Below are 23,505 nucleotides of genomic sequence, written 5' to 3' on the forward strand. Positions count from 1 at the left end.
TGTGCTCAGGCAGCGCGTTCACGCGGGGCGACGACAGGCGCGTCGGCCACGCGGATGCCGAGAGCGGTGGCCAGTTCGTCGACATCCGCAGCCCCGGCGCGACGTCCCGCGTCGATGATTATCTGCGCGCATGCTCGGGCATCCGCCAGCGCATCGTGGTGCGAGAACTCGGCGAAACCGGCCGCGGCCGCAGCCTTCGGCAGGCGATAGGACTCGAGATCGTAGGTCTTGCGGGCGACCTGGAGGCTGCACAGCGAACGATACGGCGGGCAGTCCAAGTCCGTCACATCGGATGCCGTGCGCAGTACTTTGAGGTCGAATCCGGCGTTGTGCGCGACGAGCACGTCGGCTCCGGCGAAATTGCAGAGGCGGTCGAACTGCTCAGGCCAGGTGGCGGCTTCCGCAACATCGTGCGGATGGATGCCGTGGATCTTGATGTTCCACTCCTGGAACTCATCGTGGCCTGCCGGTGGACGAATCAGCCAGTCTGCGGTGGCAACGACCTCGCCGTCTCGAACGCGGACGAGTCCGACGGAGCAGGCTGAGGCGGGAGAGGAATTCGCCGTCTCGAAGTCGATTGCGGTGAAATCCAAGGGCACCTGTTCACCTTCTCTCCCGGGGTGCCGCTGTGGGGTCAGACTCGCCGCGAAGCGCGGGAGTTGCGGCGCACGCTTGGGGGCGACGGGGGAGCTGGGGCGCACGCTTGGGGGCGACGGGGGAGCTGCGGCGCACGCTTGGGGGCGACGGGGGAGTTGCGGCGCACGCATGGGGGCGACGGGGGAGCTGGGGCGCACGCTTGGGCGGAGAACGCACGCTCGGGCGGAGGATCCGCTTCAGTTTCTCCGCCCAACGCTGCGTTCTCCGCCCAACGCTGCGTCGCGGAGCCCCGCACAACGCCGAGGACTCAGGTGCTGGCATCCGCGCCCGGTAGACTCGTATCCCGTGGCTCTAACTATCGGAATCGTGGGCTTGCCCAACGTCGGCAAGTCGACTCTCTTCAACGCACTCACCAAGAACGACGTGCTCGCGGCGAACTACCCGTTTGCGACGATCGAGCCGAATATCGGAGTGGTGAACCTGCCCGATTCGCGACTGAATAAGCTGGCTGAGATCTTCGGCAGCGAGCGTATCCTTCCGGCCGCGGTGTCGTTCGTCGATATTGCCGGCATCGTGCGCGGCGCGAGCGAAGGGGAGGGGCTGGGCAACCAGTTCCTTGCGAACATTCGTGAGGCGGATGCCATCGCCCAGGTCGTGCGTGGCTTCGCTGATGGTGATGTCGTGCACGTCGAGGGCACGGTGAATCCGGCATCCGACATGGAGACCATCAACGCTGAGCTCATGCTCGCGGACCTTCAGACTGTCGAGAAGGCGATCGTCCGCCTCGAGAAAGAGGTGCGCGGCAAGAAGGTAGAGCCCGTCGTGCTCGAGACCGCGAATGCCGTGAAGGATGCTCTTGAGCGCGGCACTCTCCTCTCGACGAGCGGCATCGACCTCGAGCCCGTCAAGGAACTGGGCCTGCTTACTGCGAAGCCGGTCATCTTCGTCTTCAACGTTGACGAGGCTGTGTTGACGGATGCTGCGCGCAAGGAGGAGCTCGCTGCTCTTGTTGCGCCCGCCAAGGCGATTTTCCTCGACGCGAAGATCGAATCGGAGCTGATCGACCTCGATCCGGAAGATGCCGCGGAGTTGCTTGCATCGACCGGTCAGGATGAGTCTGGTCTCGACCAGCTCGCCCGCATCGGGTTCGACACCCTCGGTCTGCAGACCTACCTGACTGCCGGGCCCAAGGAAGCGCGCGCTTGGACGATCCCCAAGGGATCGAAGGCTCCGCAGGCGGCCGGTGTCATCCACACCGACTTCGAAAAGGGCTTTATCAAGGCCGAGGTCATCTCCTTCGAGGATCTCGTCGAGACCGGCTCCGTCGCCGAAGCCCGCTCCAAGGGCAAGGCTCGCCTCGAGGGCAAGGACTACGTCATGAAGGATGGCGACGTGGTTGAATTCAGGTTTAACGTCTAATCTGCTGATCAGGCGATGAATCTTCGGCCACAAATTTGAGTACAGATTCGCCGAACTTGTAGCAGTCGTGTAGTGGCGTCTGGGTTCTAGACGCAGAAGGCCCTCTGAAGGTTCAGTGGTACGTCTGTGCACATGGCGACATTCGTTGGGGTTGCCCGCTGAAAACTGATTATCTTGCTGGCGCGGGGAGAAGCTTGGCGACGCCGAGTCGGAACGAGATCAATCGAGCGATGGCCGACCGTGAGCCACTGAGATCGTGGAGGCCACTTGGTGTCGTGCCGTTCGCTGCTACAAGGTGATCTATCGCCTTGATGGCGAGGTGCGGTGCAGTGTCTAGAGTGCTATGTCCGTGGTGTTCGATCGGTACGAGTACCGCGTTCGGTGCGCTTGCGATGACCTGTTCAGCAACAGACCGCGGCGTGCGCACGTCACGGTCACCCGAGAGCGCGAGCAGAGGCCAGTCGAAGCTTGGCAACGACCCTCGCACATCGACTGGCTCACCCCTGAATGGCGGAAATCGCTCCGCGAGATCAGCAAAGGAGGCGTCGTTGCGCAGCGGACCCGTTTCAGAATCATGGGGGAGGCCATAACCGAGATCGGTGAATGCGCAGTGAGCGACCAAGTCGAATTCCATGAGGAAGGGGCGGGTGCGCATGACGTCGGAGGTACCGAGGCGGTTCAGCCACGACCAGACGCGCACGCCCTTCCCGCGATCCAGAAGGTCGAGCATCGACGTGACAAGATCGGGGCCGCCAGATTCATGCAAAAGCTGGATCGGGAATCCGGCATCTTCAACTGAGACCGTTCCGCGTTGAGTAAGAGCGCGTAGCCGAGCGGCCTGCTTCGAAGTCTTCTTGGTGCCGTGCCAGTACAGAGTGTTGAGTGCTTGTGCGGTGTCGTGCTTGCTTTGGGCGTCGAGCACCGGCGAGTCGAGAATCATCCCGCTCACCCGACCGGGATAGAGTGCACCGAACGCCGTCGCGAGATAGCTGCCGTACGACGACCCATAAACGATCACCTGTTCGATGCCTTCGGCGTCGAGCACAGCGGCCAGGTCATCCAGTACGTCAGTTACTGTGATGTCGGCGGGGCTAAGGTCGGTGTTGTCGTCTGCCTTGCGCGATAGGCCGACGCCACGATGCTCGACCATGACCACCTCGAGCCCCTGCTTCGCTGCCGTTGTGCGGAACCGCTGATACGGCAGCATCGAACCTAGGCCAGGCCCGCCAGGGATCACGAGTACCGGCGCGGTCGTGCGTGGCCCGCTGTGCACATACGCGAGAGGCAGCGTCCGGCCTTCCGGGAGCTGCCGGGGCAGCATGCGCGCTCCGGTACTCTTCATGAGTGCTGCACGCCGGCGCTCCCAACTGTTCGGTGGTATCTCGGCTTTCATCGTCGGGGAGTGTTGCCCGCTCATCTTGTGCTGTCTTCTTTCGGTATTGCCCGCGCTGCGCGGCGCACGAGGCTGCGTGCGTCGTCAATGGTCATTTCCGTGCCCGGAGTGGCAAGTTCAAGGCACACTCCAGCGATCAGAGCACTCAACTCCAGCACGTGGGTGCGCACGAATGAGGGATCAAGGTGTCCCTCGTGCGCGATGATCTCCAGCCATGTCCGAATGCGTTCGCGGGATCGAGTGGTGGAGACTTCCAGAAACGCTCGTGCGAATGGTGGCCCGGACGGGTCCAAGCCGACTCGATACATACCGAACCACACGTCGACAAGATGTGTTGCTTCGTCGGACGTCGGCACGAACTGCAACAGGCATCGTTCCAAGCGCTCTTGCGCGGGCAACGTGCTGTCGCGAATCTTGTAATCCTGGGTCTGGTCGTCGACGAGCTTGAGGATCAGGGCTTCGTGCAACGATTTTTGATTGGGGAAGTAGTGCCGGAGCGTGCCCATCCCGATCCCTGCTGCCTCCGCCACAGTACGCACTGACAGTCGACCCATTCCTGATGTGGCGAGCAACTCTGCCGCGGCAGACAGGATGAGATCCCGGCGTTCGACGTGTCCTGAATAACTCATGGCCTCTAAACTAGCACAGTGTGCTAATTCGAGAATCGCGTCAGTGTCTCATGCCTGATGCCAAAGGTTGTTATCTGCGGCGACGTGGTGGAGTTCAGATTTTCGGTCTAACCTCTGGCGGATTCAGGCGGCAGAGAACCCGGACCGGTTCATCACTCTAAGGGCTAAGCCTGCTGATGCCTCAGTCGGACCCCAGTAGTCGGGAAGCTGCTTCTTTGGCTTGTGCCGTAGCGTCAGTGTTTCCCGAGATCCCCGCCGTTACCATGCAGCCTTCGCCCAGAAGGAAGATCGCGTCAGCTACGGCCTGTGATGCCCCGGCATCGTGTACGACGTCGTCCATGTAAGCCTTCAGCCGGGTCTTGTGCCGGCGTACGGCATCTGCGACATCCGGGGATACTCCACCAAGTTCGCCGAAGGCGTTGATCCACGCACACCCACGATGGCCTTCATCCGAGAGCCAATCCGCGAGCCAATCGAAGATTGTCAGCACCCGACTCCCCGGTTCCGTCTGGCGATCGACTCGCTCTGCGAGTGAAGCGTGCCATCGTTCGTCGCGCCGATCGAGCATGGCGACGGCGATCGCGTCCTTGCCCTTGAAGAGTGAGTAGATGCGTTTGAGAGGCATGCCGGAAGCGGTGCGGAGGGCGTCCATGCCGACGGACTGATACCCACGCTCGTAGAAGAGCTCCTCTGCTGCGTCCAAAAGCTGCGCGACGTCGGCCTGCGGGGTCATGCTTGATCACCGGTCCTTCGTATTTGCATGGAGAACGTTCATTCTCTATGGTAGCAAGCCTATGAGAACGACCGTTCTCGCCAGCCTGAAGGAGTGCCGCTGTGACCTTGGATATGAAGTGGGTTCGGACTAGTAAGGCCCCGGTCCGCCCGACGGTCCCAGTCGTGTTGGTGTCGACACTCACCTCCATAGCAGCTCTCGCTTCGCTTGTGGGGCTGGGAACTTTGTCCGGACATGTGCTGCTCATTCCACCGATGGCAGCGAGCATGGCATTGGTAGCTGGCGCGCCGTCGTTGCCACTTTCTCAACCTCGCCACGTCATTGGTGGACAGGTGATCTCGGCGGTTGTCGGCGTTGCTGTCGGGTTGCTGGGTGATTCACTTTTGCTGGCAGCGATTGCGGGCGGACTTGCGTTAGGCGCGATGTTGCTGACGCGCACGTCGCACTCGCCAGCTGCAGCTACTGCGGTTATCGGAACAATGACGGTGGATGCGCCGGTCTCCTTCGTTGCTTGCGCTGGGCTTGCTGCCGTCGTGCTCGTGTTGTTCGGTTTGGTCCGCTCCAGGTTGGGTCGTACGCAATACCCTGCGTACTGGTGGTGATCCGAAGCGCGTACATCCCGCGGGGGAGTGTGCCGAGTGGCTTTGTACTGGTTCGCCCCCTGTGCCCTGTCTGGGCCACTGCTGGCTGGTCATTGAGAGGTTGGTATCTACCGGAACTCGGTGGAATTTAGGTTTAACGTTTAGTCGCATTCCGGTTTGACCTCTCGTCTGCCTTTACATATCGGGCCTCAGCTCGGCTCCGTGTCTTCGGACCGGGGATCGAAGAGTTCCTCGATCCTGCATTTGAAAACCTCAGCCAGGCGGAAAGCTAGCGGCAAAGATGGGTCAAACCGTCCGCGTTCGATGGAGATGACTGTTTGACGGGAGACGCCGAGCTCTTCGGCGAGGCGCTGTTGCGACCATCCGCGGTCCTGCCGGCGTTCGTGAAGCGAGTTCTTCACAGTCAGCCCCGCTTCTTCGCCATGAGGTACCGCACAACTGTGCTGAAGAAGGCAACCCAGACGACGCCGATGAGCGCGCAGGTGACATCGAGTTCGAAGCCCGTGGTGACGAGCGTCGCAAGCGCGAATCCTGTCAGCATGATCGTGTCGCTGAGCGCACCAGCCATAGCGGCTTCCAGCCACTTTGACTCGATCGATTCATCTGGCCTGTCGAGTGCTCCCCGCAGGCTTGAGTGATCCACGACTAGGACCCAGATGAGGCCGATGAGCCCCCAGGGCATGATGAGGGCGAACACGCCGGCGATGACCAAGGCTTTGTCTCCCTGGGAGACTTCAGTCAAAAGTGGGAGCGCACCAACTCCCGTGGCCAGGATCAGCCCGGCCGGGATCGCAACCGCCATGGCGGGGACGCGCCCTCCGGCGAACTTGATGCGGCCCCAGCTCGTTGGGGTGTCGGTTCGTGGTTCGGTGCTCATAGTCTCTCCGTTGTGAAGCTCGTTGGAAATGTGAAGCAAGCTAGATATGTACAGCTCGCTTTACGCAATTTGGCGATTTCGAGTTCGTCGTGCGGGCGCATAATTCCAGGAATTTTGGGTTGTCAGCACTCGCCGAAGATCAGGACCGGGCCGTAGCGGTTCGACGCCGATCAACTGTGTGACGATGGTGGGATGCACCAGCACGACACGCAGTTCTTCGTTGACCTTGAATCCAAGGTTTGGGCCGCTCAGGTCAGCGGCGATGTCGTTGCCGATCGTGAGTTGCTGTCAGGTGATTTCGTCGGGGTGTACCCGACTGGGTTCGCTGCAAGAGAAGATCACGTTGAGCAGCTTTCTAACGGGCCGGTGATTGCGTCGTACGCTATCTCTCAAGCGCGACTCATCGTTGCTTCCCCGGTTTCGGTGATGCTCTCTTACCGCGCTGACTACAGGCGGCCCGGAAGCTCGGGGTCAGAGGCAATGTTCGTGAGCTCCCTGTGGGTCCAGGGTGACGACCGCTGGCGAAACACGTTCAGTCAGGACACGCCCGTGAGTTCCTGACCTTCACAATGGATGCTGCGTCCCGCTGAGCGAGTGTCCGTGCTCGGCGAGCTTCAGTAGGTGACCGCAATCCTGACCTCAGTCTCGCAGCGGCAAATTCCTTGACCGACGGAATGCGGTGGAATTCCGTTTTTCGCTCTCGAGCCCGGACTTGAGGAGAGCCCCGAAGCGCGCTTCCGGGCCTGTCGAGTTCGTGCGCCCTTCAAACATCAGCCTTCGCGCGGTTGAGGCCCATCGAGACATACGCGGAGAACCCAGCTCGCTTAGCGAACTTGATGCGTCGTCGCTGCGTCTCGGTGAATCCGAGTTTGGCGTACAGTCCAAGGGCGGGGGTGTTGGTGTCCTTGATATCACGCAGCACGAACTCGTCGGAGGGTAGCTCCAGGAGTCTACGCATCAGCGCAGTGGCTACGCCTTTGCCCTGATGCTGCGGCGCTGTCGTGACGAATGCAATCTCCGTCAGACCATCGCGGGCACCGTCGTCGGCCCCCATGAATTGGCTTCGGATGATCCGATAGCTGATCATCCCGTGTATTGGACCGAGCACGCGCTGGAGCTCGTGCCGATCCGGCTTGAAGCACTCCTGCTCGCCTTCGGTGACGACCGCGACCGCGGCGGGCTCGCCGTCGACGAGTGCGATGTGGAAGCGCTCGAGGATGAGCATCGGGGCGAACGCGTCGGCGAGTACATCCGCGTTCTTGGAGAAGTAGGCGAAATCCTCGGCGAACCCTTGCGTGAGAACTTCCGCGATCTGGTGTCGGTTCTCCTCCCCGAGTTCGTCTGCACGTGTGACTTCGATCTTCATCGGGGTCCTCTTGTGAATACTCGTAGGATCAGGTCGACATCGGGCTCCGCGGATTCCTCCCCCAGAGCAACGTGCAACGTTGTGATGCCGGTTAGCATGGCGAAGTAGTGAGCGGTCAGTCGGGCGGAGTCTCCCTCGGCGATCTGACCCTTAGCTTGGCCGCGCGCGATGAGCGAGGCGAAGGCCCGCCAGATCGTTCTCTGTGATGCGGCCAGCCGAGATGAGGTTCCCTCCGGGGTGTCCGTCGTGACGCCCTGATTTATCATCATGTAGAACTCGGCCGCGCCGTTGTTCGCTGAGAGGTCCGCCACGTATACCTCCGTGAAGGATCGGATCATGGAGATCGGATCCCCTTCCGTCGAGAGCTGCGCGGCGACAGCCGCGAGCCCGCGCGAGGCCTGATCGATCAGTTCATCGAACAGCTCTTCCTTGCTCGCGTAGTGCCGGTAGATCGACCCGGTGCTGATCCCCGCCTCGACGGCGATCTGACGCATGTTCGTGGCCGCGAAACCACGGTGCGCGAACACCCGGACGGCAGCCGTCTCCACAGCGGAGCGCGTGGCTGAGCGCAACGCTTCGTTCTGCTCCGTCGTCCGTGGCACCATAACCCTTTCAATGAACCCTTGTTCATTTTATGCTTCGATCGCACGCGGCGCAACAGGCCCGGTGCTCGACTGGGGCTGGTATCCGAGGTGCCTGGTGGGCAGTGGATTGATGCGCGGCACCGGTTCGACACCCAGAGGTTGGTACGTACCGGAACTCGGTGGAATGGCGTTTCTCGAACTAAACCTTAGAGGGTGAAGCGTCCGCTGGAGGCCCATCTTGCCGCCGTCGAGAGATCATGCGATCGTCGGTTAGCTTGGGGCGCTGAGCGGCGGCGGTGCCGTATCGTGACAACGTGGTGCGCTACGAAAGATCGATGACCGGCTCGCAGAGCTCACGACTGATAATCATTCGGGGAAACTCGGGAAGCGGAAAGTCGCTCCTTGCCCAATCGATCAGGGCAGCGCGGCCGCGCGGAGTCGCGTTGCTGGGGCACGACACATTGCGCCGGGAGATCCTTCACGTTCGGGATCGTCCCCAAGCCCTCAGCGTGGCTTACATTGACCTGTCGGCTCGCTTCGCTCTCGACAACGGCCTAGATGTCGTCGTAGAGGGGATCCTTCACTCGGAGATATACGGCGACATGCTCACCCAACTCCAGAAGGATCATCGCGGTGTTACGCGCACGTTCGTTTACGAGCTCGGGTTGGACGAAACTCTGCGGAGGCACCGCACGAAAACGCTCGCAGCTGAAGTGTCGGAAGAACAGGTCTCATCTTGGTATCGCGAGTCCGACAGGATTCCCGAACTGGGTGAGATCGTGTTTGACGCTGAAGCCAGCGCGAACGATGCGCTTGCTCAAGTGCTCACTGAGGTCGGGTGGGGCGAAGCGGAATGACGATCGAGAGCGTGAGCAGACGTTCGGTCAAGAAGGCAGTCGCGTACGTCGTCCACCGAGGAAAGCTGCTCGTATTTACGCATGACGATTTCCCGATGGAGATCACAGGTGTGCAGGTGCCCGCTGGATCGATCGCCGAGGGCGAGTCGCCCGCGGATGCCGTCGTGCGCGAGGTGGCGGAAGAGACCGGCCTCACCGCCAGGATCGTTCGTTCTCTCGGCGTCGAATCGTACGACATGTGGCCCGCAAAGCCCGAGGTTCACGAACGGCACTTCTTCCAGCTCGAGCTGGTGGATCCGGACGTTGCGGACCGCTGGACGTGCGGCGAACAGGATTCGTCTGACGGAGGCGAACCCGTTAGCTGGACGTGCTGGTGGATGGCGCTGACGGATGCTCACGTTCTCTGCGCAGGCTTTGGCGCACGCCTCGGAAGCGTCGAAGCCGATGGTGACTTCTAAGGTTGTTATCTGCGGTGACGTGGTTGAATTTAGGTTTAACGCATAGCGTTATTGACGCTCTGCGTTATACGCTGGTCGCGTGATCAGATCGTTCGGGAGCAAGGACACCGAGCGCATCTGGCATGAGCAGTACGTCAAGCGCGTCGACCGAGTGGTGCAGAGGGCGATTCTGTGGAAGCTCGAGCTGATCCATGCGACCAAGGAGGTGGAGGATCTGCGGATTCCTCCGGGGAGTCGGTTGGAACGGCTGTCGGGTGACCGTCGTGGTCAGCACAGCATCCGGGTCAACGTGCAGTGGCGTATCTGCTTCGTCTGGAGAGAGGGAGGTGCGGAAGATGTCGAACTCGTCGATTATCACTGAGGCTGACTTGATCGAGCCGATCCATCCGGGGGAGATCCTGATGGAGGACTTCATCGAGGGTTTTGGGATCACGCAGAATAAGCTCGCCGTGTCCATCGGTGTGCCGCCGCGGCGGATCAACGAGATCGTGCACGGAAAGCGTGGGATCACGGCAGGTACGGCGATCCGTTTGGCGCGGTACTTCGGGACTTCTGAGGAGTTCTGGATGAATCTGCAGTCCAACTACGAGCTGCGGCTCGAGCGTCGTGCACTGCGGGAGAAGGTCGCGGCGATCACACCCCTGAAGGTCGCGTGAGCGTGGAGCCCCTTGTGACGATGTCCACCGTTCGAGGGACCTTCTACCGCGCGATCGATCCCCAGTTTCGCAAGTTCGCAATCGTAGGATCGCGTGCCGCGGGCCGATATTCGCGGCCCGACCAGCCGATCCTGTACCTGAGTTCGTCCATCGACGGGGTCGAAGCCGCGATGGTAGCTCACAAGGATTCGCGATCCGCTTCGCTCGAGATCGCTTCGGTTGATGTCGACGCATCCGCAATCGTTGATCTGCGGGAACCTGCGGTTCTCGACGAACTGGGCATCGCGATGGCTGATGCGATCGCACCGTGGCAAGAGGTTTCCGCGTCGGGCGGTGAGCCCACGTCCTGGGGTGTGAGGGACAGGTTGGTCGCAGCTGGTGCGCACGGACTGATCGATCCATCTCGCAAGAGACCAGGTCTCTGGCACCTCGTCCTGTTCCATTGGAACGTGGCGGGTGCACCGATAGCTCGTCTCGTAGGCGAGCAGGACCCTGTCAACGAAGACTGATGCGCATCAGTCTTGAGGTAGGTATCTGCGGCGACGTGGTGGAGTTCCGGTTCTCGAACTAGCCTCGGACGCGGTCTGATAGCTGCCCGTTCGCACGACGAACCAAGCGCGGGCGAGCAGCGACGTCAGAGCGCCGTTCGCAGGCGGACGGCGCTCCTTTGCGATCAACTGGCGTTCAACCGACGGCCGCGCCGCGGGCGAGGGTCATCACGTCCTCAGTGGTCAGAGGCTTCCCGGCGATTCCCCAGTCACCGCTGCCGACCTCCTCGATCACGCACGAGGTCACGGAGCGCATATTCTCGCCCTCGATCTGCACCATGGTGTCGGTGAGATTCTTGATGATCTCGTGCTTCTGTTCTGACGTGAATACGCCTTCGATGATCTTGACGTTGATGAATGGCATGTCGTCCTCCTAGAGTGTGGATTTGCGGTTTGTGTAACTGATTTCACGCTAGGCCGATGCCGGGGTGGTCGCATCGGTGATATCCGCCACATTTCGCGCGTATTCTGGGCGCGGATGTCGGGAACCACCCACTGCTCACGCGTCTAGCGCGTCGCGTTCCAGTTCGGTCAGCCGTGCAGCGACTGCAGCTCTCGCTGACTTACCCGAGAGCGAGAGCTTCGCATAGACGTTGGAGAGGTGGCGTTCGACGGTTCGCGTGCTCATCGACAGTCGGCTGCTGCACTCGTGGTTGCTCAATCCCTGGGCAACAAGGCGCACTACCTCAAGTTCACGGCTCGTCAGGCCAGCGGTCGGAGGGTTAACTGCCGCTGCGCCGACGAAAGCAGTCACTTCTTCGACGAACTCACCCCAGGCGGGCTCATCGGCCAATAGAATGTGGTTCTTCCCGTGCAAACAGACGAGCCTGGCGCTGGGGATGAGGCCCGCTAACCGCCGTCCTTCCTCAAACGGGACAACGCGGTCTCCATCCGCGTGCAACACGAGAGTGCGGGCGGTAACAGCGGATGCGGAGGCACTCACGTCAACACTCGCTCTGGCGATGCTGCTGGCTAGGGCAGCCTCCGGCGTCATCGACAAACGTTGAAGGTCATCGAACCAACGCATCTGCGTCTCGCTCGCGCCGGGAATGAATGAAGAGGTGAAGACGCGGCGATAAATTGGGTCAGCGCGCCCCCAGCCCACCTTGATCATCTGGCGCTCGAGCTTCATCTCCTCACGAACCGCCGCGCCAGGGTTCCGCGCCATTATGCCTCGGCCGTATGCGCCCAGCAGGATGAGATGACTGACCCGTTCCGGGTGGCGCTGCGCGTACTCCGCGGCCACGGCGCCGCCCTGCGACATACCTAACAGGGCAAAGCTCGGAAGCCGCGCGGCATCCACGACTGCTTCAAGGTCTGCCAGCATTGCAGGCAGACTGTAATCGCTCGGATTACGGTCTGACAGCCCGTTGCCGCGGGCGTCGTAGCGGATGTAACTGAAGTGCTGGCCAAGCGTCTCCAGCCAGTGACTCCACACCGGGCTAGACCAGTCATATTCGAGGTGCGTGAGCCAGGTACCCGTTCGCACAAGCGGTGGCCCTTCGCCGTGACGGGACCACGCAATATTCGTGCCGTCTGCGGAGGTCGTGAACGATATCTCGTTCCTCATGGCTTGAGTATAGGCCGCGCCCTTTCGCTCCGCGGGGCTGTTCCGACACGGGGTCTTAGGGCACGGACCCAGGGGGTGCTCCGTGCCGGAACTCGGTGGAATTTCGCTTCAATGTTTGATCGTCTCTGCTCTGGGTGCTTGCTTGCGTCGCGCAGTACCCGGCCGGCATAGGGTGGCATCTTGTGCGGAGGGTTCGGTGGGATCCTGGCGGAAGAACGGCGCAATCTCAAGCGATAGTGTTGTCGCGTGAACTTTCCTGCCTTCGAGGCATACGCTGCTGAGATGGGGTTCGCTCTCGCGATTGCGCCGGAGGAGCAGAACAGCGACTACGAGTCGGGAATCGTGCAGATCGACCGCGACTCATGGCATATTCGAACTGCGCGGAACACTCCAACCAAACCGGGTGCATTCGTCGCCTTCTGGAGGCGAGGCGCTGATGGAGTGACGACCCCGTTCAGTGAAGATGATCCTGCCGCGGGGCTGCTGGTCTTCGTGGAGCAACTGGGCAGACGCGGCGTCTTTCGGTTCACCGCTGCGGATCTCGCCCGGCTGGGCATCACGTCGGGAGTGTGGCCAGGCAAACGTGGCTTCCGGGTGTATCCGAGTTGGTGTGTGGATCTGAACTCCGGAGCGACGGCTGCGCAACGTGCTCAGTCGTCCTCTTTCCTCACATACTGAGCCGATCGCTGTCCGCCGCTCAGCGGCCGCCCGGATGCCCACAGTGGCGTGCAGTTCCTGCCGGCCGAACATCCAGTCGGCACCGCCATCAGTTTCCGCCATGCATCGGTCGATCTCCTGGCATGGGTGCGAAGTTGCTTAACTAATGGTTGAGTGATTGACTCAACCGCATGGAAAGTCATTTCGAGAATCAGCGTGACGCTGCATCCGTGCTCGAGGATCTCAGCACTGACCGTGGCCGAATCGGCGAACGGATCACGGCCGAAACCTGGTGGGCTGCACCTGCGCAGGGGTTGGGAGTGGCGCTGATCATCGGGGCACCCGCGGCCGGGCTGGCATGGGCGTGGTTGCCCTTTGCGCTCAGCGTGGGGGTGTTCGTCGGCGTTGAGCTGCTCTTTCGTAAGCGCAGTGGCTTCGGCATTACCCGACCGGCTGGTCCTCGCGGGTGGTGGTTGTTGGTTCCGCTCTTCTTGATTATCTTCTTCTCGGTTGTACTCAGCCTGGGATTCGCGCTGTTCGGTCTGACCGGATGGGTGGTTGCCGTCGCGGTGGCCGCGGGCGTCGCCACCGCGCTCATCGTCGTGGCGTATGACCGCGCGTATGCTGCCGAGGTGCGCCATGCGGGCTGAACCCCGCTTTGACGAGGCGATCCACGCGCCAACCCGGCTGCGTCTGTGTGCAATGCTGCGCCCGCTCGCCAATGCGGATTTCGCCGCGATTGCCGCGACGCTAGAGCTCAGCGAGGCAAACCTGTCGAAGACCGTGAGAAACCTCGTCGAAATCGGCTATCTCGTCACGAGTAAGCAGGCCTCGCCTCAGCGAGCGGACGCGCGGCAGACGACCACAGTCAAACTCACCGCACAGGGTCGCCGGGCTTTCGACGCGCACCTCGCGGCGCTGCGGGCGATGGCGGGCGACTGAGGCGTGTCTCTTGGCTGCCTGCTGACGACCGAGCTGGTGAGTGAGTGCTCCGAGCACCCGATCGAGCTCGAGCACCGCGCTGGTCGCTGGCGCGCGCGAGCACTAGTGAGGAACTGAACGATGCGGATCCGCCTGCCGGCGGGGCCGCGAGCAGCTCTGCATCACGCAGCCAGCCTGAGGGCTAGCGTCATCCGGCTGTATAAGATGGCATCACGATGCTTTCTCTTGCGCAGAAGCGGGCCGGAGTGCCGCTTGCGTTGGTCGATTCAGCTATCCTGCAAACGGGTCCTGGTCACGTGCGGATCAAGGTTGAGGCGGTCGGCCTGAATCCTGTGGATGCAGACCTTGTCGCGTCGGGAAACGCGGAGTGGTCCTGGCCGCACGTGCCGATCTTGGACGCAGCAGGTGTCGTCGACGCGATCGGTGATGGCGTCACCGAGTGGCGCGTTGGTGATCGAGTCGCCGCTCACGGCGACCTCCGCGCTCCCGGTGCGGCGGCACAGTTCGCCATATTCCGCGCGGAAGTTCTGGCACGGATCCCGGACGGCGTCTCTTTTACCCAGGCAGCAGCCGTTCCGTGCGCCGGCATGACTGCGTATCAAGCCGTACACCGCAGGCTCACTGTCCGTTCGGGGCAGAGCGTCCTCATTACTGGAGCCACCGGGGGAGTTGGCGGATTCGCCGTGCAGCTTGCCGCGCAGGCCGGTGCGCACGTTATTGCACTTGCCTCGCACGGGCATGAGGATGTCATGCTCCTCGGAGCCGCCGCCATCATCGATTCCCGCGCCGCAGATGCAGCCGAACAGATTCGTGCTGCCAATGATGGCCGCGGTCTCGATGCAATCGTGGACGCCGTCAGCTCAGCAAGCGCCACGCGCCACCTCGCCATGCTGAGGTATGCCGGTGGCATCGCCTGCATCGCAGGTCTGCCGGATCTGCACGCGATTCCGTCTTTCGGCATCTCGCCATCGGTTCACGAAATTTCTCTTGGTGCCGCTTACAGCCACGGCGAAGATCGCCACCGCCGCGACCTCAGCATCATGCTGACCGACCTGCTTGACCAAGTGGCCGCCGGCCGTCTTGTGGTGCCGATCGCACAGGTCATCGGTCTCGATGGAATTGATGCAGCGCTAACCGGAATGCGTGCGCGCCATACGCGCGGCAAGATCGTGGCTGTCATCTAGCGCCGACGCAACCGACGCATCTGAGGCAGCGGCCACCTCGTCTCAGCGCCGCAGGGCCTGGAATGTCTCGAGAATGAGTTCGATGCTGACCGGTGACGGGACTTCGGGAGCACCGTACTCGAACTCTGCGAGTTCCACGCCCTTGACGCGATCCGCCGGGAGCGCCGCGAAGATGTCAGCGATCTGATGCGGCAGCAACCCATCCGGCACGCGGTATGCCGCGGGGATATAACCCGGCTCGAGCACATCCCAGTCGACATGGATCCACACGTCACGGCCGGCTACCAGTTCCGCCACGCGTGCCGGAGTGCTTTCACTCGGAGGCAGCACGCGAACGCCGGCTTCTGCCAGGAGATCACCCTCGATCTGGTCGATGTCGCGTCCACCCACGACGATGACCTGCTCCGGATTCAGACCTGCGCCGTGGCCGCTGTCCCACAGCCCGCATGCGGCCGCGAGTGCCATTCCACCGAGGTATCCGGAGCCGGTGCTCTCCGGGGTGTTGAAGTCTCCATGGGCATCGATCCACAGCACGACCGCTCCGGGATGACGGGCCGCGACTGTCGGCAGTGTTCCCAAGCTCGCAGCGCACGTGTTGGTCAGAAGGAGCGGCACCTGACCGGCATCCAGGACAGCGCTGACGGCATCCCGCAGGCCCTCCAACGTCTGCCGTGCAGCGGGAAGCGCGACACTCCAGTCGTCTCCCGTTGCTGGAGAAGGCGTCCCGACGATGACCGGAGTGCGATCGAGGTAGGCGCTCAACGCATCCCCGGCCGCGAGCGCTCCTCGCAGCGCACCATCCGTGCGGTCCGCAACGCGGCCCTGGGAGATGATGATCCCGAAATCCTGTGCCATATTCATCCCTTCTGAGAGCTGCCGTTGCGGATTACCCACGTTGTCCGCACCCAATGTTTGCACGATCGTCGCGTTGCCGGTGCTAGAGCCAGCACGAACGCGGAGCAAGGCGGATCAGAACTAGGGCGCCGAGACGGCTAGCGCGTGCGGATAGTCCGAACTGCGATTCTGAAAACTCAGGATGCTCGGATTCTTGATGACGCCGTCCTGGATCTCGATCGCGCGGGAGAGGGTGACATTCGTCGCCCATGCGGACGGCCCTTCCATGACCGTTCGCATGAACGGCAGGATGGCCTCGCTGACCTCCCAGGTGGATGAGTTCCACAGGTACGACGGGCTGTGGTCGACGGCGTAGTAGTTCACACCGTGACCGACGGTGAACATCGGCTCCTCGAATGTGGTGGGCCGTGCCCACTCGAAACCCATGCCCAGGTCGCACGAAACGTCGATGATTAGGCTTCCCGCAGCGAAATGCTCCAGGTCCGCTGTCCTCAGATAGGTCAACGGCGCAGCGACGTCCTGGAAAGTGCAGTTGACGACGATGTCGTGCGATGCCAGAAACTCTGGGAGCAGGACGTTGCCGCTCTGTGTGAGGACCTCACTGAGATGGGTCGCGCCGCCGTCGGTGTTGAGCTGGGCGATGTGCGCGCTGTGAATTGGTGAAGCGACGGCTGCGACACCACGCTGGGTGAGAATCTGGATGTCGTGGATCCCCTGCGCGTTCAGCGCCGTCACGGCACCTCGTGCCGTGGCGCCGAAGCCGATGACAACCGCGCTGAGACGAGGCCCATAATCACCCGTCGAGCCGATCAAGCTCAAAGCGTGCAGTACCGAGCTGTAGCCGGCCAACTCATTGTTCTTGTGGAACACGTGCAGGCTGAGATCTCCGCCTGGAGCCCAATGGTTCATCGCCTCGAAGGCGATTAGTGTGAGCCGGCGATCGATCGCCGTCTGCGTCATCTCCGCATCCTGCACGCAGTGCGGCCATCCCCACAGCACACGGCCCTCCGGGATCATCGCCACATCCGCAGCTTGTGGCTTGGGTAGAAGGAGGACATCAGCAGATTCGAGCACTTCGGATCGTTCCGCGATCCGGCCGACGCGTGACTCGACGTAACCAGGTTCCAGCTGGAAGTCAGAGCCGTAGCCACGCTCGACAATCATCCGCGCGCGCACGTCTGGATCGATCCGGTCCAAGTGGTGGGGATGTACGGGAAGTCGCCGTTCGTTCTCCATCGACGAGCCCGCGAGCAACCCGAGGGTGAGCAAGTCGGTGGGGGCGTGAGAGGAAGGTTGAGTAGTGCCGGACATCCGGACTCCCATCATTGGGGAACCAAAATCAGCTCCTTCTTTGACTGTACGTGTCTCGCGCACGGTTCCACGCCGATCCCCAACCGGTAACGTGGTGGCGTTCCCTTTCGCTCGCAGCGGTGGTGGAATGAATCGACGACACAGGAGGACAGACGACAGTGACGCACAAGCGCATCTTTGAAACGGAACGCCATGTCGTGCCGTATATCGACGAAGGCGAAGGCCCGGTGTCGCTGGTGCTGATCTCAGACCGAGATCTGGACGCAGACGGGCTGGGAGTCGTTTCGCATTACCTGGCAGAGGAAGCAGGCTTCCACGTCGTCCGAATCGAATCTCGTGGTCAGTCGAACGGCGTCGACGTGCCCATGAGCGACCGTGTGGCAGCCACCCTTGCGGTGATCGACCACCTCGAACTCGCAGACACCTGGATCGGCGGGTACGGGGCCGGCGGTACCGTGGCCCGAGTTTTCGCTGCGACACACGGTGACCGTGTGAACGGTCTCTTGCTGCTCGGAGTCGAAGACGAGCAGATTCCGCTTGCCCCGGCAATCCCGGTTCTGATCGTTCAGGCATCCGAGGACAAGAAAAACCTGTTTGCGGATGCTGAGAAGCTGCAGGCCACCGCGCCAGAGCGCGCCAGCATCAAAACCGTTAGCGGTGCCGATCATCTGTTCCCGGCGACGCACCCGATCGAGACCGCCGTCATCATCGAGGAGTATCTCGACTGGGATTGACTCTCCGCGTCTCGCAGGAATGCTGCTGAGAGCCTAGGGTTGATCTGTGCCTCGAAACTCTGCGGATGACTCCGCCTCCATTCCTGTCGATCTGCCCCTTGAACGACGACTGGCGGCTGCGGTCGAGCGATACACCGAGGCCGGTGTGATCGAACGCTCGCTTTCTCTGCTCGCCGGCAACAACGAGGGCGAAGACTTCCTGCTCTTCGTCGGAGGAGAGCATGCAAAGGGCATCCTCGATGGCGCCCCCGTTCTCTACTGGCCGGAGCTGTGGGGCCTTCGCGCTCTGCTCTACGTCTGGGAAGACTCGGCAGCACCGGCCGTGTTTGATGCCCTGAGCAACCCGGCCTGGCGCGTACGCGAGATGGCTGCGCGCGTCGCTGCCGCGCGTGAACTGGCAGCGGCATCGGCTCTCGCACGTCTACTCACCGACACCGTGCCACGCGTCCGCGTCGCGGCGGTCCGAGCCCTCGGCGCGGTCGGATCACTCGACGACATCGACCGGATGCGACCGCTGCTGAAGGATCCGGAAGTCGACGTTCGGCGTGGCGCGCAACAGGGCATCGACGCACTGCGCGGACGCTTCGCTCAGAACTGACGTTCGCGCCATCAGTCCGGGAATCCCGGTCGTCGGCGTGCCGCCTTCGTCTCAGACCGCTGGCGTTTACCGTCCAACCGGCGACGTTGCGAGCCTCTGGTCGGTTTGGTCGCACGGCGTACGGCCTCCGGCACGATCGCATCACGCAGCAGAGCGCTCAGCCGCTCTCTCGCCGCAACGCGATTGCGGCGTTGCGACCGGTGCTCCGCCGCAGTGATGGTGAGCACCGAGCCGGAAAGCCGCTCGGCAAGTCTCATCAGCACACGTCGGCGTTGAACATCGCTCAACGCCATCGTCGTTGCGATATCGAAGCTGAGTTGAACCCGAGAGTCGGTGGTGTTGACCCCCTGGCCGCCCGGGCCCGAAGCATGAGAGAACTGCTCGACCAGGTCAGCTGCGGGTATGCGCAGCCCGTGCGGAGCACCCGGCCCTGGTGGCACGTGCAGATCATCCATCTGATCAGTCTGCTACAGCATCCGATCAGGAGAACACGCGTGCGGTGAAGCCCAGCCGCTCTGCGATCTCGAGAATCTCAGCCGCATTCGACGCCGGCACGACAACCAGAGGAAAAGACTCGGCGTCTTCTTCGAGATACACCGCACGAAGCCCGAAAGGAGCCAGGATGCTGTCTGCTCGAGCGATCGCAACAGGCAGAGGCCCGTCCACATCACCGACTTCATCGACCTCAGCACCGGAGGCGAAGACGCGGGGAAGCTGTGCCAGCGCATCGGCGAGTTCGACAGCGGTGTCACCCCGATCCAGATACGCGAGAGCCCCCGCGTCATCGAGGCCGTCCAGCAGCGCTGCCCACGCTTCATCGTCACCGCTCGCGGCGGCAGATCGCACAGTGGGAAGAAGTTCAGGGTCGTCGTCCACGAGGTTGCAGAGACGGATCCAGTCATTGAGATCAGACACAGACAGGACGTTAGCATCCGAGCGCCGAAGCGATGCAAGGATTGAGCAATGACTGCAACGCTCGTCGCTCAAGACCTTGCCGGCGGATACGGCCACCGCACACTGTTCGATGGGCTGGATCTGACAGTTGCCGCCGGCGACGTGATCGGTGTGGTCGGCGCCAACGGTGCGGGAAAATCCACGCTGCTTCGTCTGCTCGCGGGCATCGATGAGCCCCAGGAAGGTACGATCGCGCTGTCGCCAGCGGATGCCTTCGTCGGGTGGTTGCCACAGGAGCACGAGCGCATCGTGGGGGAGACGGTCGCCGAATACATCGGTCGGCGCACCGGATGCGCACAGGCGACCAGAGACATGGATGCCGCCGCCGCTGCTCTCGGCGATACAACAGGAGCGGATGCCGGTGGGGCAGACCCAGCCGATGTTTATTCGACGGCACTGGAGCGCTGGCTTGCCAGCGGCGCCGCAGATCTGGAAGAGCGCATCCCGGCAGTGCTCGCCGATCTGGGGCTCGAATCGGGCGACACGCAGCTCACAGAGGCTGCGATGACTTCGCTCTCCGGGGGTCAGGCCGCCCGTGTCGGACTGGCCGCGCTGCTTCTTTCGCGCTTCGATATCGTCCTCCTGGACGAGCCCACCAACGACCTCGACCTGGATGGGCTGGAACGTTTGGAGGCGTTCGTGCGCGGCCTGCGCGGCGGCGTCGTTCTCGTCAGCCACGACCGCGAGTTCCTGGCGCGCTGTGTGACGCGGGTGTTGGAACTCGATCTCGCACAGGGAAGTAATCGCATCTACGGCGGTGGATACGATTCGTATCTGGAAGAGCGGGCAACGCTGCGTCGTCATCAGCGTGAGAAGTACGACGAGTTTGCAGACAAGAAGGCCGATCTCGTCTCACGTGCGCGCACGCAACGGGAATGGTCGAGCCAGGGCGTGCGAAATGCGATGCGAAAGGCTCCGGACAACGACAAGATCAGACGCCGGGCATCGACAGAATCCAGTGAGAAGCAGGCGCAGAAAGTCAGGCAGATGGAGAGCCGCATCGCTCGGCTCGACGAGGTCGAAGAGCCGCGTAAAGAGTGGCAGCTCGAATTCACCATCGGAGCGGCGCCGCGTTCGAGTTCCGTGGTGTCGACGCTCAGCGGCGCCCGTTACTCACAGGGTGCGTTCACGCTCGGCCCGGTCTCGCTGCAGGTGAACGCGGGCGATCGGATCGGCATTACCGGCCCCAACGGCGCAGGGAAATCCACGCTGCTGCGGGCGCTGCTCGGACGACAGCAACCGGATGACGGCACGGCGAGCCTCGGCGCCAGCATCCGAATCGGTGAGATCGATCAGGCCCGTTCGCTGCTGACAGGGCACCAGCCGCTTGCTGTGGCTTTCGAGGAACTCGTGCCGGAGATGGCGTCCGGTGAGGTGCGCACGCTGCTGGCGAAGTTCGCCCTGCGAGCCGACCATGTCGATCGCCCGGTCGACGAACTCTCACCGGGGGAGCGCACCCGTGCGGCCCTGGCGCTCCTGCAGGCAAGAGGCGTGAACCTGCTCGTGCTCGACGAACCGACGAACCACCTCGACCTGCCCGCGATCGAGCAGCTCGAGCAGGCGCTGGAGTCCTATGCCGGAACGCTGCTGCTGGTGACGCACGATCGACGGATGCTCGACACCGTGACGACGAACCGACGCTGGCACGTTGAGGCGGGAAGCGTCAGCGAGCTGTAGCCAAGGCTGCGGCCGCGCTCAACGGACTCGGTGCCCACTGCGCAACCGCTGCGAGCGATCGCCGCACGAAATGTGCGTCACCGCCTTCATGATGATTGTGCGGGTAGACCTCGATCTGTTTCTCGGGTTCATTCCCGCTGAGAGATCCGTAGTGATTGAACGCCGCGAACACGGTCGACGGAGGGCAGATCGAGTCGCGGAGCCCAACCGCGAACAGCGCGGGGGCGTCAGAGCGCCGACCCAGGGACGCCGCATCCACGTAGGACAGGGTGCGCATCACTTCGGCCTCGGCTCCGCGCTGCACCGACAGGAACTGCAGTACCTCGCCCCACGGGTGCTGCTCCGTGATCTCCAGTGCGCGAGCGGGATGACACAGGAACGGCACGCTCGCGATCAATCCGGCGAGCGAATCTGAAAGCCCGGCGGCCGCGAGAGCCAGTCCACCGCCTTGACTGTTACCCACCAGCGTCACCCGCGAACCGTCGATGCCCGGCAGCGCGCGCACCGCGTCAACCGCTCGCACCGCATCGGTGATGAGACGTCGGTAGTAGTGCGTTTCGGTATCGAGGATGCCCCGCGTCAAGAACCCTGGTGCTGCCGGTGCCGCCCCGTGCGGGTCTGCGGTAGCGCCGCCCGAGCCGTACTGACCGCCCTGCCCCCGTGAATCCATCAGCAGATGGGCGTATCCGGCAGCTGCCCAGGTGATGCGCTCGTGCGCGAGTCCTCGACCACGCCCGTAGCCGAGGTATTCGACGACCGCCGGCAGAGTGCCCGTGACGCCGGCGGGGCGCGAGTACCAGGCACGAATGGGGTCGCCGGCGTAGCCGGCGAACGTCACATCCCAGGTGTCGATCATCGCGAGTCCGGTATCGATTTGCTCGATGCTCACGATCGTCGGATGCCGGCGAGCATCTGCGAGCGTCGCCGTCCAGGATGCATCCAAGTCGGCCGGCTCATCCAGTTCGGGCAGATACTCCTGCAGTGCGGGCAGCGCCATATCGAAATATGCCATCAAATACTCCCTGACAGAGGCGGTGCGGTGCTTTCTCTCACCACGAGATCAGTTGCCAGATCGATGCGAGACAACGCTGGCTTCTCACCGCGTGCGAGCTGCATCAACATCGTGGTCGCTGCTGAGGCCATGGCTTTGAGCGGCTGGTTCACGGTGGTCAGGGCCGGGCTGAACCACTGCGTCACAGGAAGGTTGTCGTAGCCGACCACGGAAAGATCGCGGGGCACAGCGAGACCGAGCTCAGCCGCGGCGCGCAACACTCCGATCGCCTGCAGATCTGAGCCGGCGAAGATCGCGGTCGGGCGGTCCTGGCGAACGAGCATCCGGCGAGCATGCTCATAGCCCGCTTCGATCTCAAATGTTCCGTGGACGATGAGATCCTCGTGCACGGCGAGCCCCGCAGCGCCCAGGGCGCTTCGGAAGCCATCGATGCGCGCACGTGAGCACAGCAGATCCTCGGGTCCGGAGATGACCGCGATCCGCCGATGACCGAGCTCAACGAGGTGTCGCGTGGCCACCAGGCCGCCGTTCCAGTTGTTGGAGCCGACGGTCGCGACACCGGGCGGAAGCTCACCGGCCGTGTCGAGGACGACGAACGGAATCGATCTGCTCTCGAGCTGGTGCTGCTGTTGTTCCTCTAACGCCGACAGCACCAGGATCACGCCGACGGGGCGGCGGGCGAGCACTGCGTCCATCCAGCTCTGCTGGGGCCGTCGCTTGCCGCTGAACTCTGAGACCACGACACTTGCCCCGGCGTCCGCCGCCGCGGCTTCGACCCCGCGGATGATCTCGATCGACCAGGTGGAGGACAACTCGTGGAAGGCGAGGTCCACGAGGGGGACACGCGCTGGTGCCGGTCCGCGGGCGCTGCGGCGGAAGTCGCGTTCGCGCATCACTGCTTCTACGCGCGCCCGCGTCGCGTCGGATACGCCGGGTCGGCCGTTGAGCACCTTGGAGACCGTGGGCACAGACACTTCGGCCTCGGCGGCGACCGAAGCGATCGTCGACTGACCGGTGTTACGCCGGGGAACGGGAGAAGTCATCGGTGACCAGTTTCTGCTACCTGCGGATTCGGGGCTCTGGACGAAATATATCAGCAAGGCGCCAGCGGGAGTAAAACTCACCGATTCACGTAAACGTTGCAAACCTTGCGAACGTTTTCCATTGATAAAACGGGCCAAATTCTGACTACTTCTGAAAGTTAGCTTGACTTGCAGTGCGCCCGCGGTCTACGTTCTGAAAAGCGCTATCGACGAAGTCCACGATAGTTTCTCTCGCTCGACTCACGAGCG

31 protein-coding genes are annotated in these 23,505 nt (G+C 62.6%); 15 read left to right on the forward strand and 16 right to left on the reverse strand.

The window, feature by feature from the left end:
• Positions 1-5 precede the first annotated feature (5 nt).
• Positions 6-599 (reverse strand): 3'-5' exonuclease, encoded by a 594-nt coding sequence (locus ACSS7Z_RS04950; RefSeq protein ID WP_438253372.1) that lies wholly within the window; start codon positions 597-599, stop codon positions 6-8.
• A 343-nt stretch (positions 600-942) separates the two neighbouring features.
• On the opposite strand from ACSS7Z_RS04950, the gene ychF reads away from it, so the two are divergent.
• A complete protein-coding gene (gene ychF, locus ACSS7Z_RS04955) occupies positions 943-2,016 on the forward strand; it encodes a redox-regulated ATPase YchF (RefSeq protein WP_438253373.1) in 1,074 nt (357 codons plus the stop codon).
• 169 nt (positions 2,017-2,185) lie between these two features.
• On the opposite strand, the gene ACSS7Z_RS04960 is transcribed toward ychF, so the two are convergent.
• The 3 genes from ACSS7Z_RS04960 to ACSS7Z_RS04970 all read right to left on the reverse strand — a co-directional run bounded on the left by ACSS7Z_RS04960 (position 2,186) and on the right by ACSS7Z_RS04970 (position 4,771).
• The gene (locus tag ACSS7Z_RS04960) at positions 2,186-3,358 is read right to left on the reverse strand and encodes an alpha/beta fold hydrolase (protein ID WP_438253374.1); all 1,173 of its coding nucleotides are present in this window, start codon (positions 3,356-3,358) and stop codon (positions 2,186-2,188) included.
• Between the two features lie 71 nt (positions 3,359-3,429).
• Positions 3,430-4,038 (reverse strand): TetR/AcrR family transcriptional regulator, encoded by a 609-nt coding sequence (locus ACSS7Z_RS04965; protein ID WP_438253375.1) that lies wholly within the window; start codon positions 4,036-4,038, stop codon positions 3,430-3,432.
• A 181-nt stretch (positions 4,039-4,219) separates the two neighbouring features.
• Positions 4,220-4,771: a TetR/AcrR family transcriptional regulator gene (locus ACSS7Z_RS04970; RefSeq protein ID WP_438253376.1), complete on the reverse strand. Its 552-nt coding sequence runs from the start codon at positions 4,769-4,771 to the stop codon at positions 4,220-4,222.
• A 113-nt stretch (positions 4,772-4,884) separates the two neighbouring features.
• Here ACSS7Z_RS04970 and ACSS7Z_RS04975 point away from each other — a divergent pair, with 113 nt between their 5' ends.
• Positions 4,885-5,373 carry an HPP family protein gene (locus tag ACSS7Z_RS04975; RefSeq protein WP_438253698.1) on the forward strand — a complete coding sequence of 163 codons (489 nt, stop codon included), beginning with the start codon at positions 4,885-4,887 and terminating at the stop codon, positions 5,371-5,373.
• 188 nt (positions 5,374-5,561) lie between these two features.
• Here the strand turns inward: ACSS7Z_RS04975 and ACSS7Z_RS04980 are convergent, their stop codons facing one another.
• Positions 5,562-5,774: a helix-turn-helix transcriptional regulator gene (locus tag ACSS7Z_RS04980; RefSeq protein ID WP_438253377.1), complete on the reverse strand. Its 213-nt coding sequence runs from the start codon at positions 5,772-5,774 to the stop codon at positions 5,562-5,564.
• Positions 5,775-5,776: 2 nt separating this feature from the next.
• A complete protein-coding gene (locus ACSS7Z_RS04985) occupies positions 5,777-6,250 on the reverse strand; it encodes a hypothetical protein (protein ID WP_438253378.1) in 474 nt (157 codons plus the stop codon).
• Between the two features lie 192 nt (positions 6,251-6,442).
• Between ACSS7Z_RS04985 and ACSS7Z_RS04990 the strand changes: the two genes are divergently transcribed.
• The gene (locus ACSS7Z_RS04990) at positions 6,443-6,811 is read left to right on the forward strand and encodes a DUF4440 domain-containing protein (RefSeq protein WP_438253379.1); all 369 of its coding nucleotides are present in this window, start codon (positions 6,443-6,445) and stop codon (positions 6,809-6,811) included.
• A 202-nt stretch (positions 6,812-7,013) separates the two neighbouring features.
• On the opposite strand, the gene ACSS7Z_RS04995 is transcribed toward ACSS7Z_RS04990, so the two are convergent.
• Positions 7,014-7,616, reverse strand: a complete 603-nt coding sequence (locus ACSS7Z_RS04995; RefSeq protein WP_438253380.1) for a GNAT family N-acetyltransferase — start codon at positions 7,614-7,616, stop codon at positions 7,014-7,016.
• Positions 7,613-8,218: a TetR/AcrR family transcriptional regulator gene (locus ACSS7Z_RS05000; RefSeq protein ID WP_438253381.1), complete on the reverse strand. Its 606-nt coding sequence runs from the start codon at positions 8,216-8,218 to the stop codon at positions 7,613-7,615. The genes ACSS7Z_RS04995 and ACSS7Z_RS05000 overlap by 4 nt, the downstream gene beginning before the upstream one ends.
• Positions 8,219-8,535: 317 nt before the next feature.
• On the opposite strand from ACSS7Z_RS05000, the gene ACSS7Z_RS05005 reads away from it, so the two are divergent.
• From ACSS7Z_RS05005 to ACSS7Z_RS05025, 5 genes are all read left to right on the forward strand, one after another.
• The gene (locus tag ACSS7Z_RS05005; protein WP_438253382.1) at positions 8,536-9,057 is read left to right on the forward strand and encodes a P-loop NTPase family protein; all 522 of its coding nucleotides are present in this window, start codon (positions 8,536-8,538) and stop codon (positions 9,055-9,057) included.
• An 11-nt stretch (positions 9,058-9,068) separates the two neighbouring features.
• The gene (locus tag ACSS7Z_RS05010) at positions 9,069-9,515 is read left to right on the forward strand and encodes an NUDIX hydrolase (RefSeq protein WP_438253383.1); all 447 of its coding nucleotides are present in this window, start codon (positions 9,069-9,071) and stop codon (positions 9,513-9,515) included.
• 79 nt (positions 9,516-9,594) lie between these two features.
• Positions 9,595-9,876, forward strand: coding sequence for a type II toxin-antitoxin system RelE/ParE family toxin (locus tag ACSS7Z_RS05015; protein WP_438253384.1), 282 nt, complete (start codon positions 9,595-9,597; stop codon positions 9,874-9,876).
• A complete protein-coding gene (locus ACSS7Z_RS05020) occupies positions 9,851-10,171 on the forward strand; it encodes a HigA family addiction module antitoxin (protein WP_438253385.1) in 321 nt (106 codons plus the stop codon). Before ACSS7Z_RS05015 ends, ACSS7Z_RS05020 begins: the two co-directional genes overlap by 26 nt.
• Positions 10,172-10,191: 20 nt before the next feature.
• Positions 10,192-10,680, forward strand: a complete 489-nt coding sequence (locus tag ACSS7Z_RS05025; protein ID WP_438253699.1) for an RES family NAD+ phosphorylase — start codon at positions 10,192-10,194, stop codon at positions 10,678-10,680.
• A gap of 175 nt (positions 10,681-10,855) precedes the next feature.
• Here the strand turns inward: ACSS7Z_RS05025 and ACSS7Z_RS05030 are convergent, their stop codons facing one another.
• Together ACSS7Z_RS05030 and ACSS7Z_RS05035 are read right to left on the reverse strand one after the other, a co-directional pair.
• Entirely contained in the window at positions 10,856-11,083 is a 228-nt protein-coding gene (locus ACSS7Z_RS05030) for a tautomerase family protein (RefSeq protein WP_438253386.1), read from the reverse strand.
• A 135-nt stretch (positions 11,084-11,218) separates the two neighbouring features.
• A complete protein-coding gene (locus ACSS7Z_RS05035) occupies positions 11,219-12,289 on the reverse strand; it encodes an alpha/beta fold hydrolase (RefSeq protein WP_438253387.1) in 1,071 nt (356 codons plus the stop codon).
• Positions 12,290-12,535: 246 nt separating this feature from the next.
• Here ACSS7Z_RS05035 and ACSS7Z_RS05040 point away from each other — a divergent pair, with 246 nt between their 5' ends.
• The 4 genes from ACSS7Z_RS05040 (at position 12,536) to ACSS7Z_RS05055 (ending at position 15,072) form a co-directional block, all read left to right on the forward strand.
• Positions 12,536-12,967 carry a MepB family protein gene (locus ACSS7Z_RS05040; protein ID WP_438253388.1) on the forward strand — a complete coding sequence of 144 codons (432 nt, stop codon included), beginning with the start codon at positions 12,536-12,538 and terminating at the stop codon, positions 12,965-12,967.
• A gap of 170 nt (positions 12,968-13,137) precedes the next feature.
• Entirely contained in the window at positions 13,138-13,596 is a 459-nt protein-coding gene (locus ACSS7Z_RS05045; RefSeq protein ID WP_438253389.1) for a hypothetical protein, read from the forward strand.
• A complete protein-coding gene (locus ACSS7Z_RS05050) occupies positions 13,586-13,888 on the forward strand; it encodes a transcriptional regulator (RefSeq protein WP_438253390.1) in 303 nt (100 codons plus the stop codon). Before ACSS7Z_RS05045 ends, ACSS7Z_RS05050 begins: the two co-directional genes overlap by 11 nt.
• Before the next feature lie 215 nt (positions 13,889-14,103).
• Entirely contained in the window at positions 14,104-15,072 is a 969-nt protein-coding gene (locus ACSS7Z_RS05055; RefSeq protein ID WP_438253391.1) for a zinc-binding dehydrogenase, read from the forward strand.
• Between the two features lie 42 nt (positions 15,073-15,114).
• Here ACSS7Z_RS05055 and ACSS7Z_RS05060 read toward each other — a convergent pair whose 3' ends face one another.
• Together ACSS7Z_RS05060 and ACSS7Z_RS05065 are read right to left on the reverse strand one after the other, a co-directional pair.
• Positions 15,115-15,927, reverse strand: coding sequence for an arginase family protein (locus tag ACSS7Z_RS05060; RefSeq protein ID WP_438253392.1), 813 nt, complete (start codon positions 15,925-15,927; stop codon positions 15,115-15,117).
• A gap of 120 nt (positions 15,928-16,047) precedes the next feature.
• Positions 16,048-17,238: a N(5)-(carboxyethyl)ornithine synthase gene (locus tag ACSS7Z_RS05065; protein ID WP_438253393.1), complete on the reverse strand. Its 1,191-nt coding sequence runs from the start codon at positions 17,236-17,238 to the stop codon at positions 16,048-16,050.
• A gap of 158 nt (positions 17,239-17,396) precedes the next feature.
• On the opposite strand from ACSS7Z_RS05065, the gene ACSS7Z_RS05070 reads away from it, so the two are divergent.
• Both ACSS7Z_RS05070 and ACSS7Z_RS05075 read left to right on the forward strand, forming a co-directional pair.
• Complete coding sequence (locus ACSS7Z_RS05070) at positions 17,397-17,972, forward strand: alpha/beta fold hydrolase (protein ID WP_438253394.1); 576 nt, start codon at positions 17,397-17,399, stop codon at positions 17,970-17,972.
• A 46-nt stretch (positions 17,973-18,018) separates the two neighbouring features.
• Positions 18,019-18,570, forward strand: a complete 552-nt coding sequence (locus ACSS7Z_RS05075; RefSeq protein WP_438253395.1) for a HEAT repeat domain-containing protein — start codon at positions 18,019-18,021, stop codon at positions 18,568-18,570.
• An 11-nt stretch (positions 18,571-18,581) separates the two neighbouring features.
• Here the strand turns inward: ACSS7Z_RS05075 and arfB are convergent, their stop codons facing one another.
• Complete coding sequence (gene arfB / locus ACSS7Z_RS05080) at positions 18,582-19,025, reverse strand: alternative ribosome rescue aminoacyl-tRNA hydrolase ArfB (RefSeq protein WP_438253396.1); 444 nt, start codon at positions 19,023-19,025, stop codon at positions 18,582-18,584.
• 25 nt (positions 19,026-19,050) lie between these two features.
• Complete coding sequence (locus ACSS7Z_RS05085; RefSeq protein WP_438253397.1) at positions 19,051-19,485, reverse strand: DUF6630 family protein; 435 nt, start codon at positions 19,483-19,485, stop codon at positions 19,051-19,053.
• Between the two features lie 48 nt (positions 19,486-19,533).
• Between ACSS7Z_RS05085 and ACSS7Z_RS05090 the strand changes: the two genes are divergently transcribed.
• On the forward strand, positions 19,534-21,201 hold the full coding sequence (locus ACSS7Z_RS05090) for an ABC-F family ATP-binding cassette domain-containing protein (RefSeq protein WP_438253398.1): 1,668 nt from the start codon (positions 19,534-19,536) through the stop codon (positions 21,199-21,201).
• Here the strand turns inward: ACSS7Z_RS05090 and ACSS7Z_RS05095 are convergent.
• Together ACSS7Z_RS05095 and ACSS7Z_RS05100 are read right to left on the reverse strand one after the other, a co-directional pair.
• Complete coding sequence (locus ACSS7Z_RS05095; protein ID WP_438253399.1) at positions 21,188-22,213, reverse strand: acetylxylan esterase; 1,026 nt, start codon at positions 22,211-22,213, stop codon at positions 21,188-21,190. The genes ACSS7Z_RS05090 and ACSS7Z_RS05095 overlap by 14 nt on opposite strands.
• Complete coding sequence (locus tag ACSS7Z_RS05100) at positions 22,213-23,256, reverse strand: LacI family DNA-binding transcriptional regulator (protein ID WP_438253400.1); 1,044 nt, start codon at positions 23,254-23,256, stop codon at positions 22,213-22,215. Before ACSS7Z_RS05100 ends, ACSS7Z_RS05095 begins: the two co-directional genes overlap by 1 nt.
• Between the last annotated feature and the right edge of the window lie 249 nt (positions 23,257-23,505).

It is taken from the genome of Microbacterium wangyouchuni (assembly GCF_051546305.1).
Taxonomy (GTDB): domain Bacteria; phylum Actinomycetota; class Actinomycetes; order Actinomycetales; family Microbacteriaceae; genus Microbacterium.

Coding starts and splice junctions, on each gene's coding strand:
- ACSS7Z_RS04960 (WP_438253374.1), bottom strand. CDS start 3,358: ATGAAGAGTACCGGAGCGCGCATGCTGCCCCGGCAGCTCCCGGAAGGC.
- ACSS7Z_RS04965 (WP_438253375.1), bottom strand. CDS start 4,038: ATGAGTTATTCAGGACACGTCGAACGCCGGGATCTCATCCTGTCTGCC.
- ACSS7Z_RS04970 (WP_438253376.1), bottom strand. CDS start 4,771: ATGACCCCGCAGGCCGACGTCGCGCAGCTTTTGGACGCAGCAGAGGAG.
- ACSS7Z_RS04975 (WP_438253698.1), top strand. CDS start 4,885: ATGAAGTGGGTTCGGACTAGTAAGGCCCCGGTCCGCCCGACGGTCCCA.
- ACSS7Z_RS04985 (WP_438253378.1), bottom strand. CDS start 6,250: ATGAGCACCGAACCACGAACCGACACCCCAACGAGCTGGGGCCGCATC.
- ACSS7Z_RS04990 (WP_438253379.1), top strand. CDS start 6,443: ATGCACCAGCACGACACGCAGTTCTTCGTTGACCTTGAATCCAAGGTT.
- ACSS7Z_RS04995 (WP_438253380.1), bottom strand. CDS start 7,616: ATGAAGATCGAAGTCACACGTGCAGACGAACTCGGGGAGGAGAACCGA.
- ACSS7Z_RS05005 (WP_438253382.1), top strand. CDS start 8,536: ATGACCGGCTCGCAGAGCTCACGACTGATAATCATTCGGGGAAACTCG.
- ACSS7Z_RS05020 (WP_438253385.1), top strand. CDS start 9,851: ATGTCGAACTCGTCGATTATCACTGAGGCTGACTTGATCGAGCCGATC.
- ACSS7Z_RS05025 (WP_438253699.1), top strand. CDS start 10,192: ATGTCCACCGTTCGAGGGACCTTCTACCGCGCGATCGATCCCCAGTTT.
- ACSS7Z_RS05030 (WP_438253386.1), bottom strand. CDS start 11,083: ATGCCATTCATCAACGTCAAGATCATCGAAGGCGTATTCACGTCAGAA.
- ACSS7Z_RS05035 (WP_438253387.1), bottom strand. CDS start 12,289: ATGAGGAACGAGATATCGTTCACGACCTCCGCAGACGGCACGAATATT.
- ACSS7Z_RS05045 (WP_438253389.1), top strand. CDS start 13,138: ATGGAAAGTCATTTCGAGAATCAGCGTGACGCTGCATCCGTGCTCGAG.
- ACSS7Z_RS05050 (WP_438253390.1), top strand. CDS start 13,586: ATGCGGGCTGAACCCCGCTTTGACGAGGCGATCCACGCGCCAACCCGG.
- ACSS7Z_RS05055 (WP_438253391.1), top strand. CDS start 14,104: ATGCTTTCTCTTGCGCAGAAGCGGGCCGGAGTGCCGCTTGCGTTGGTC.
- ACSS7Z_RS05060 (WP_438253392.1), bottom strand. CDS start 15,927: ATGGCACAGGATTTCGGGATCATCATCTCCCAGGGCCGCGTTGCGGAC.
- ACSS7Z_RS05065 (WP_438253393.1), bottom strand. CDS start 17,238: ATGTCCGGCACTACTCAACCTTCCTCTCACGCCCCCACCGACTTGCTC.
- arfB (WP_438253396.1), bottom strand. CDS start 19,025: ATGGATGATCTGCACGTGCCACCAGGGCCGGGTGCTCCGCACGGGCTG.
- ACSS7Z_RS05090 (WP_438253398.1), top strand. CDS start 19,534: ATGACTGCAACGCTCGTCGCTCAAGACCTTGCCGGCGGATACGGCCAC.
- ACSS7Z_RS05095 (WP_438253399.1), bottom strand. CDS start 22,213: ATGGCATATTTCGATATGGCGCTGCCCGCACTGCAGGAGTATCTGCCC.
- ACSS7Z_RS05100 (WP_438253400.1), bottom strand. CDS start 23,256: ATGACTTCTCCCGTTCCCCGGCGTAACACCGGTCAGTCGACGATCGCT.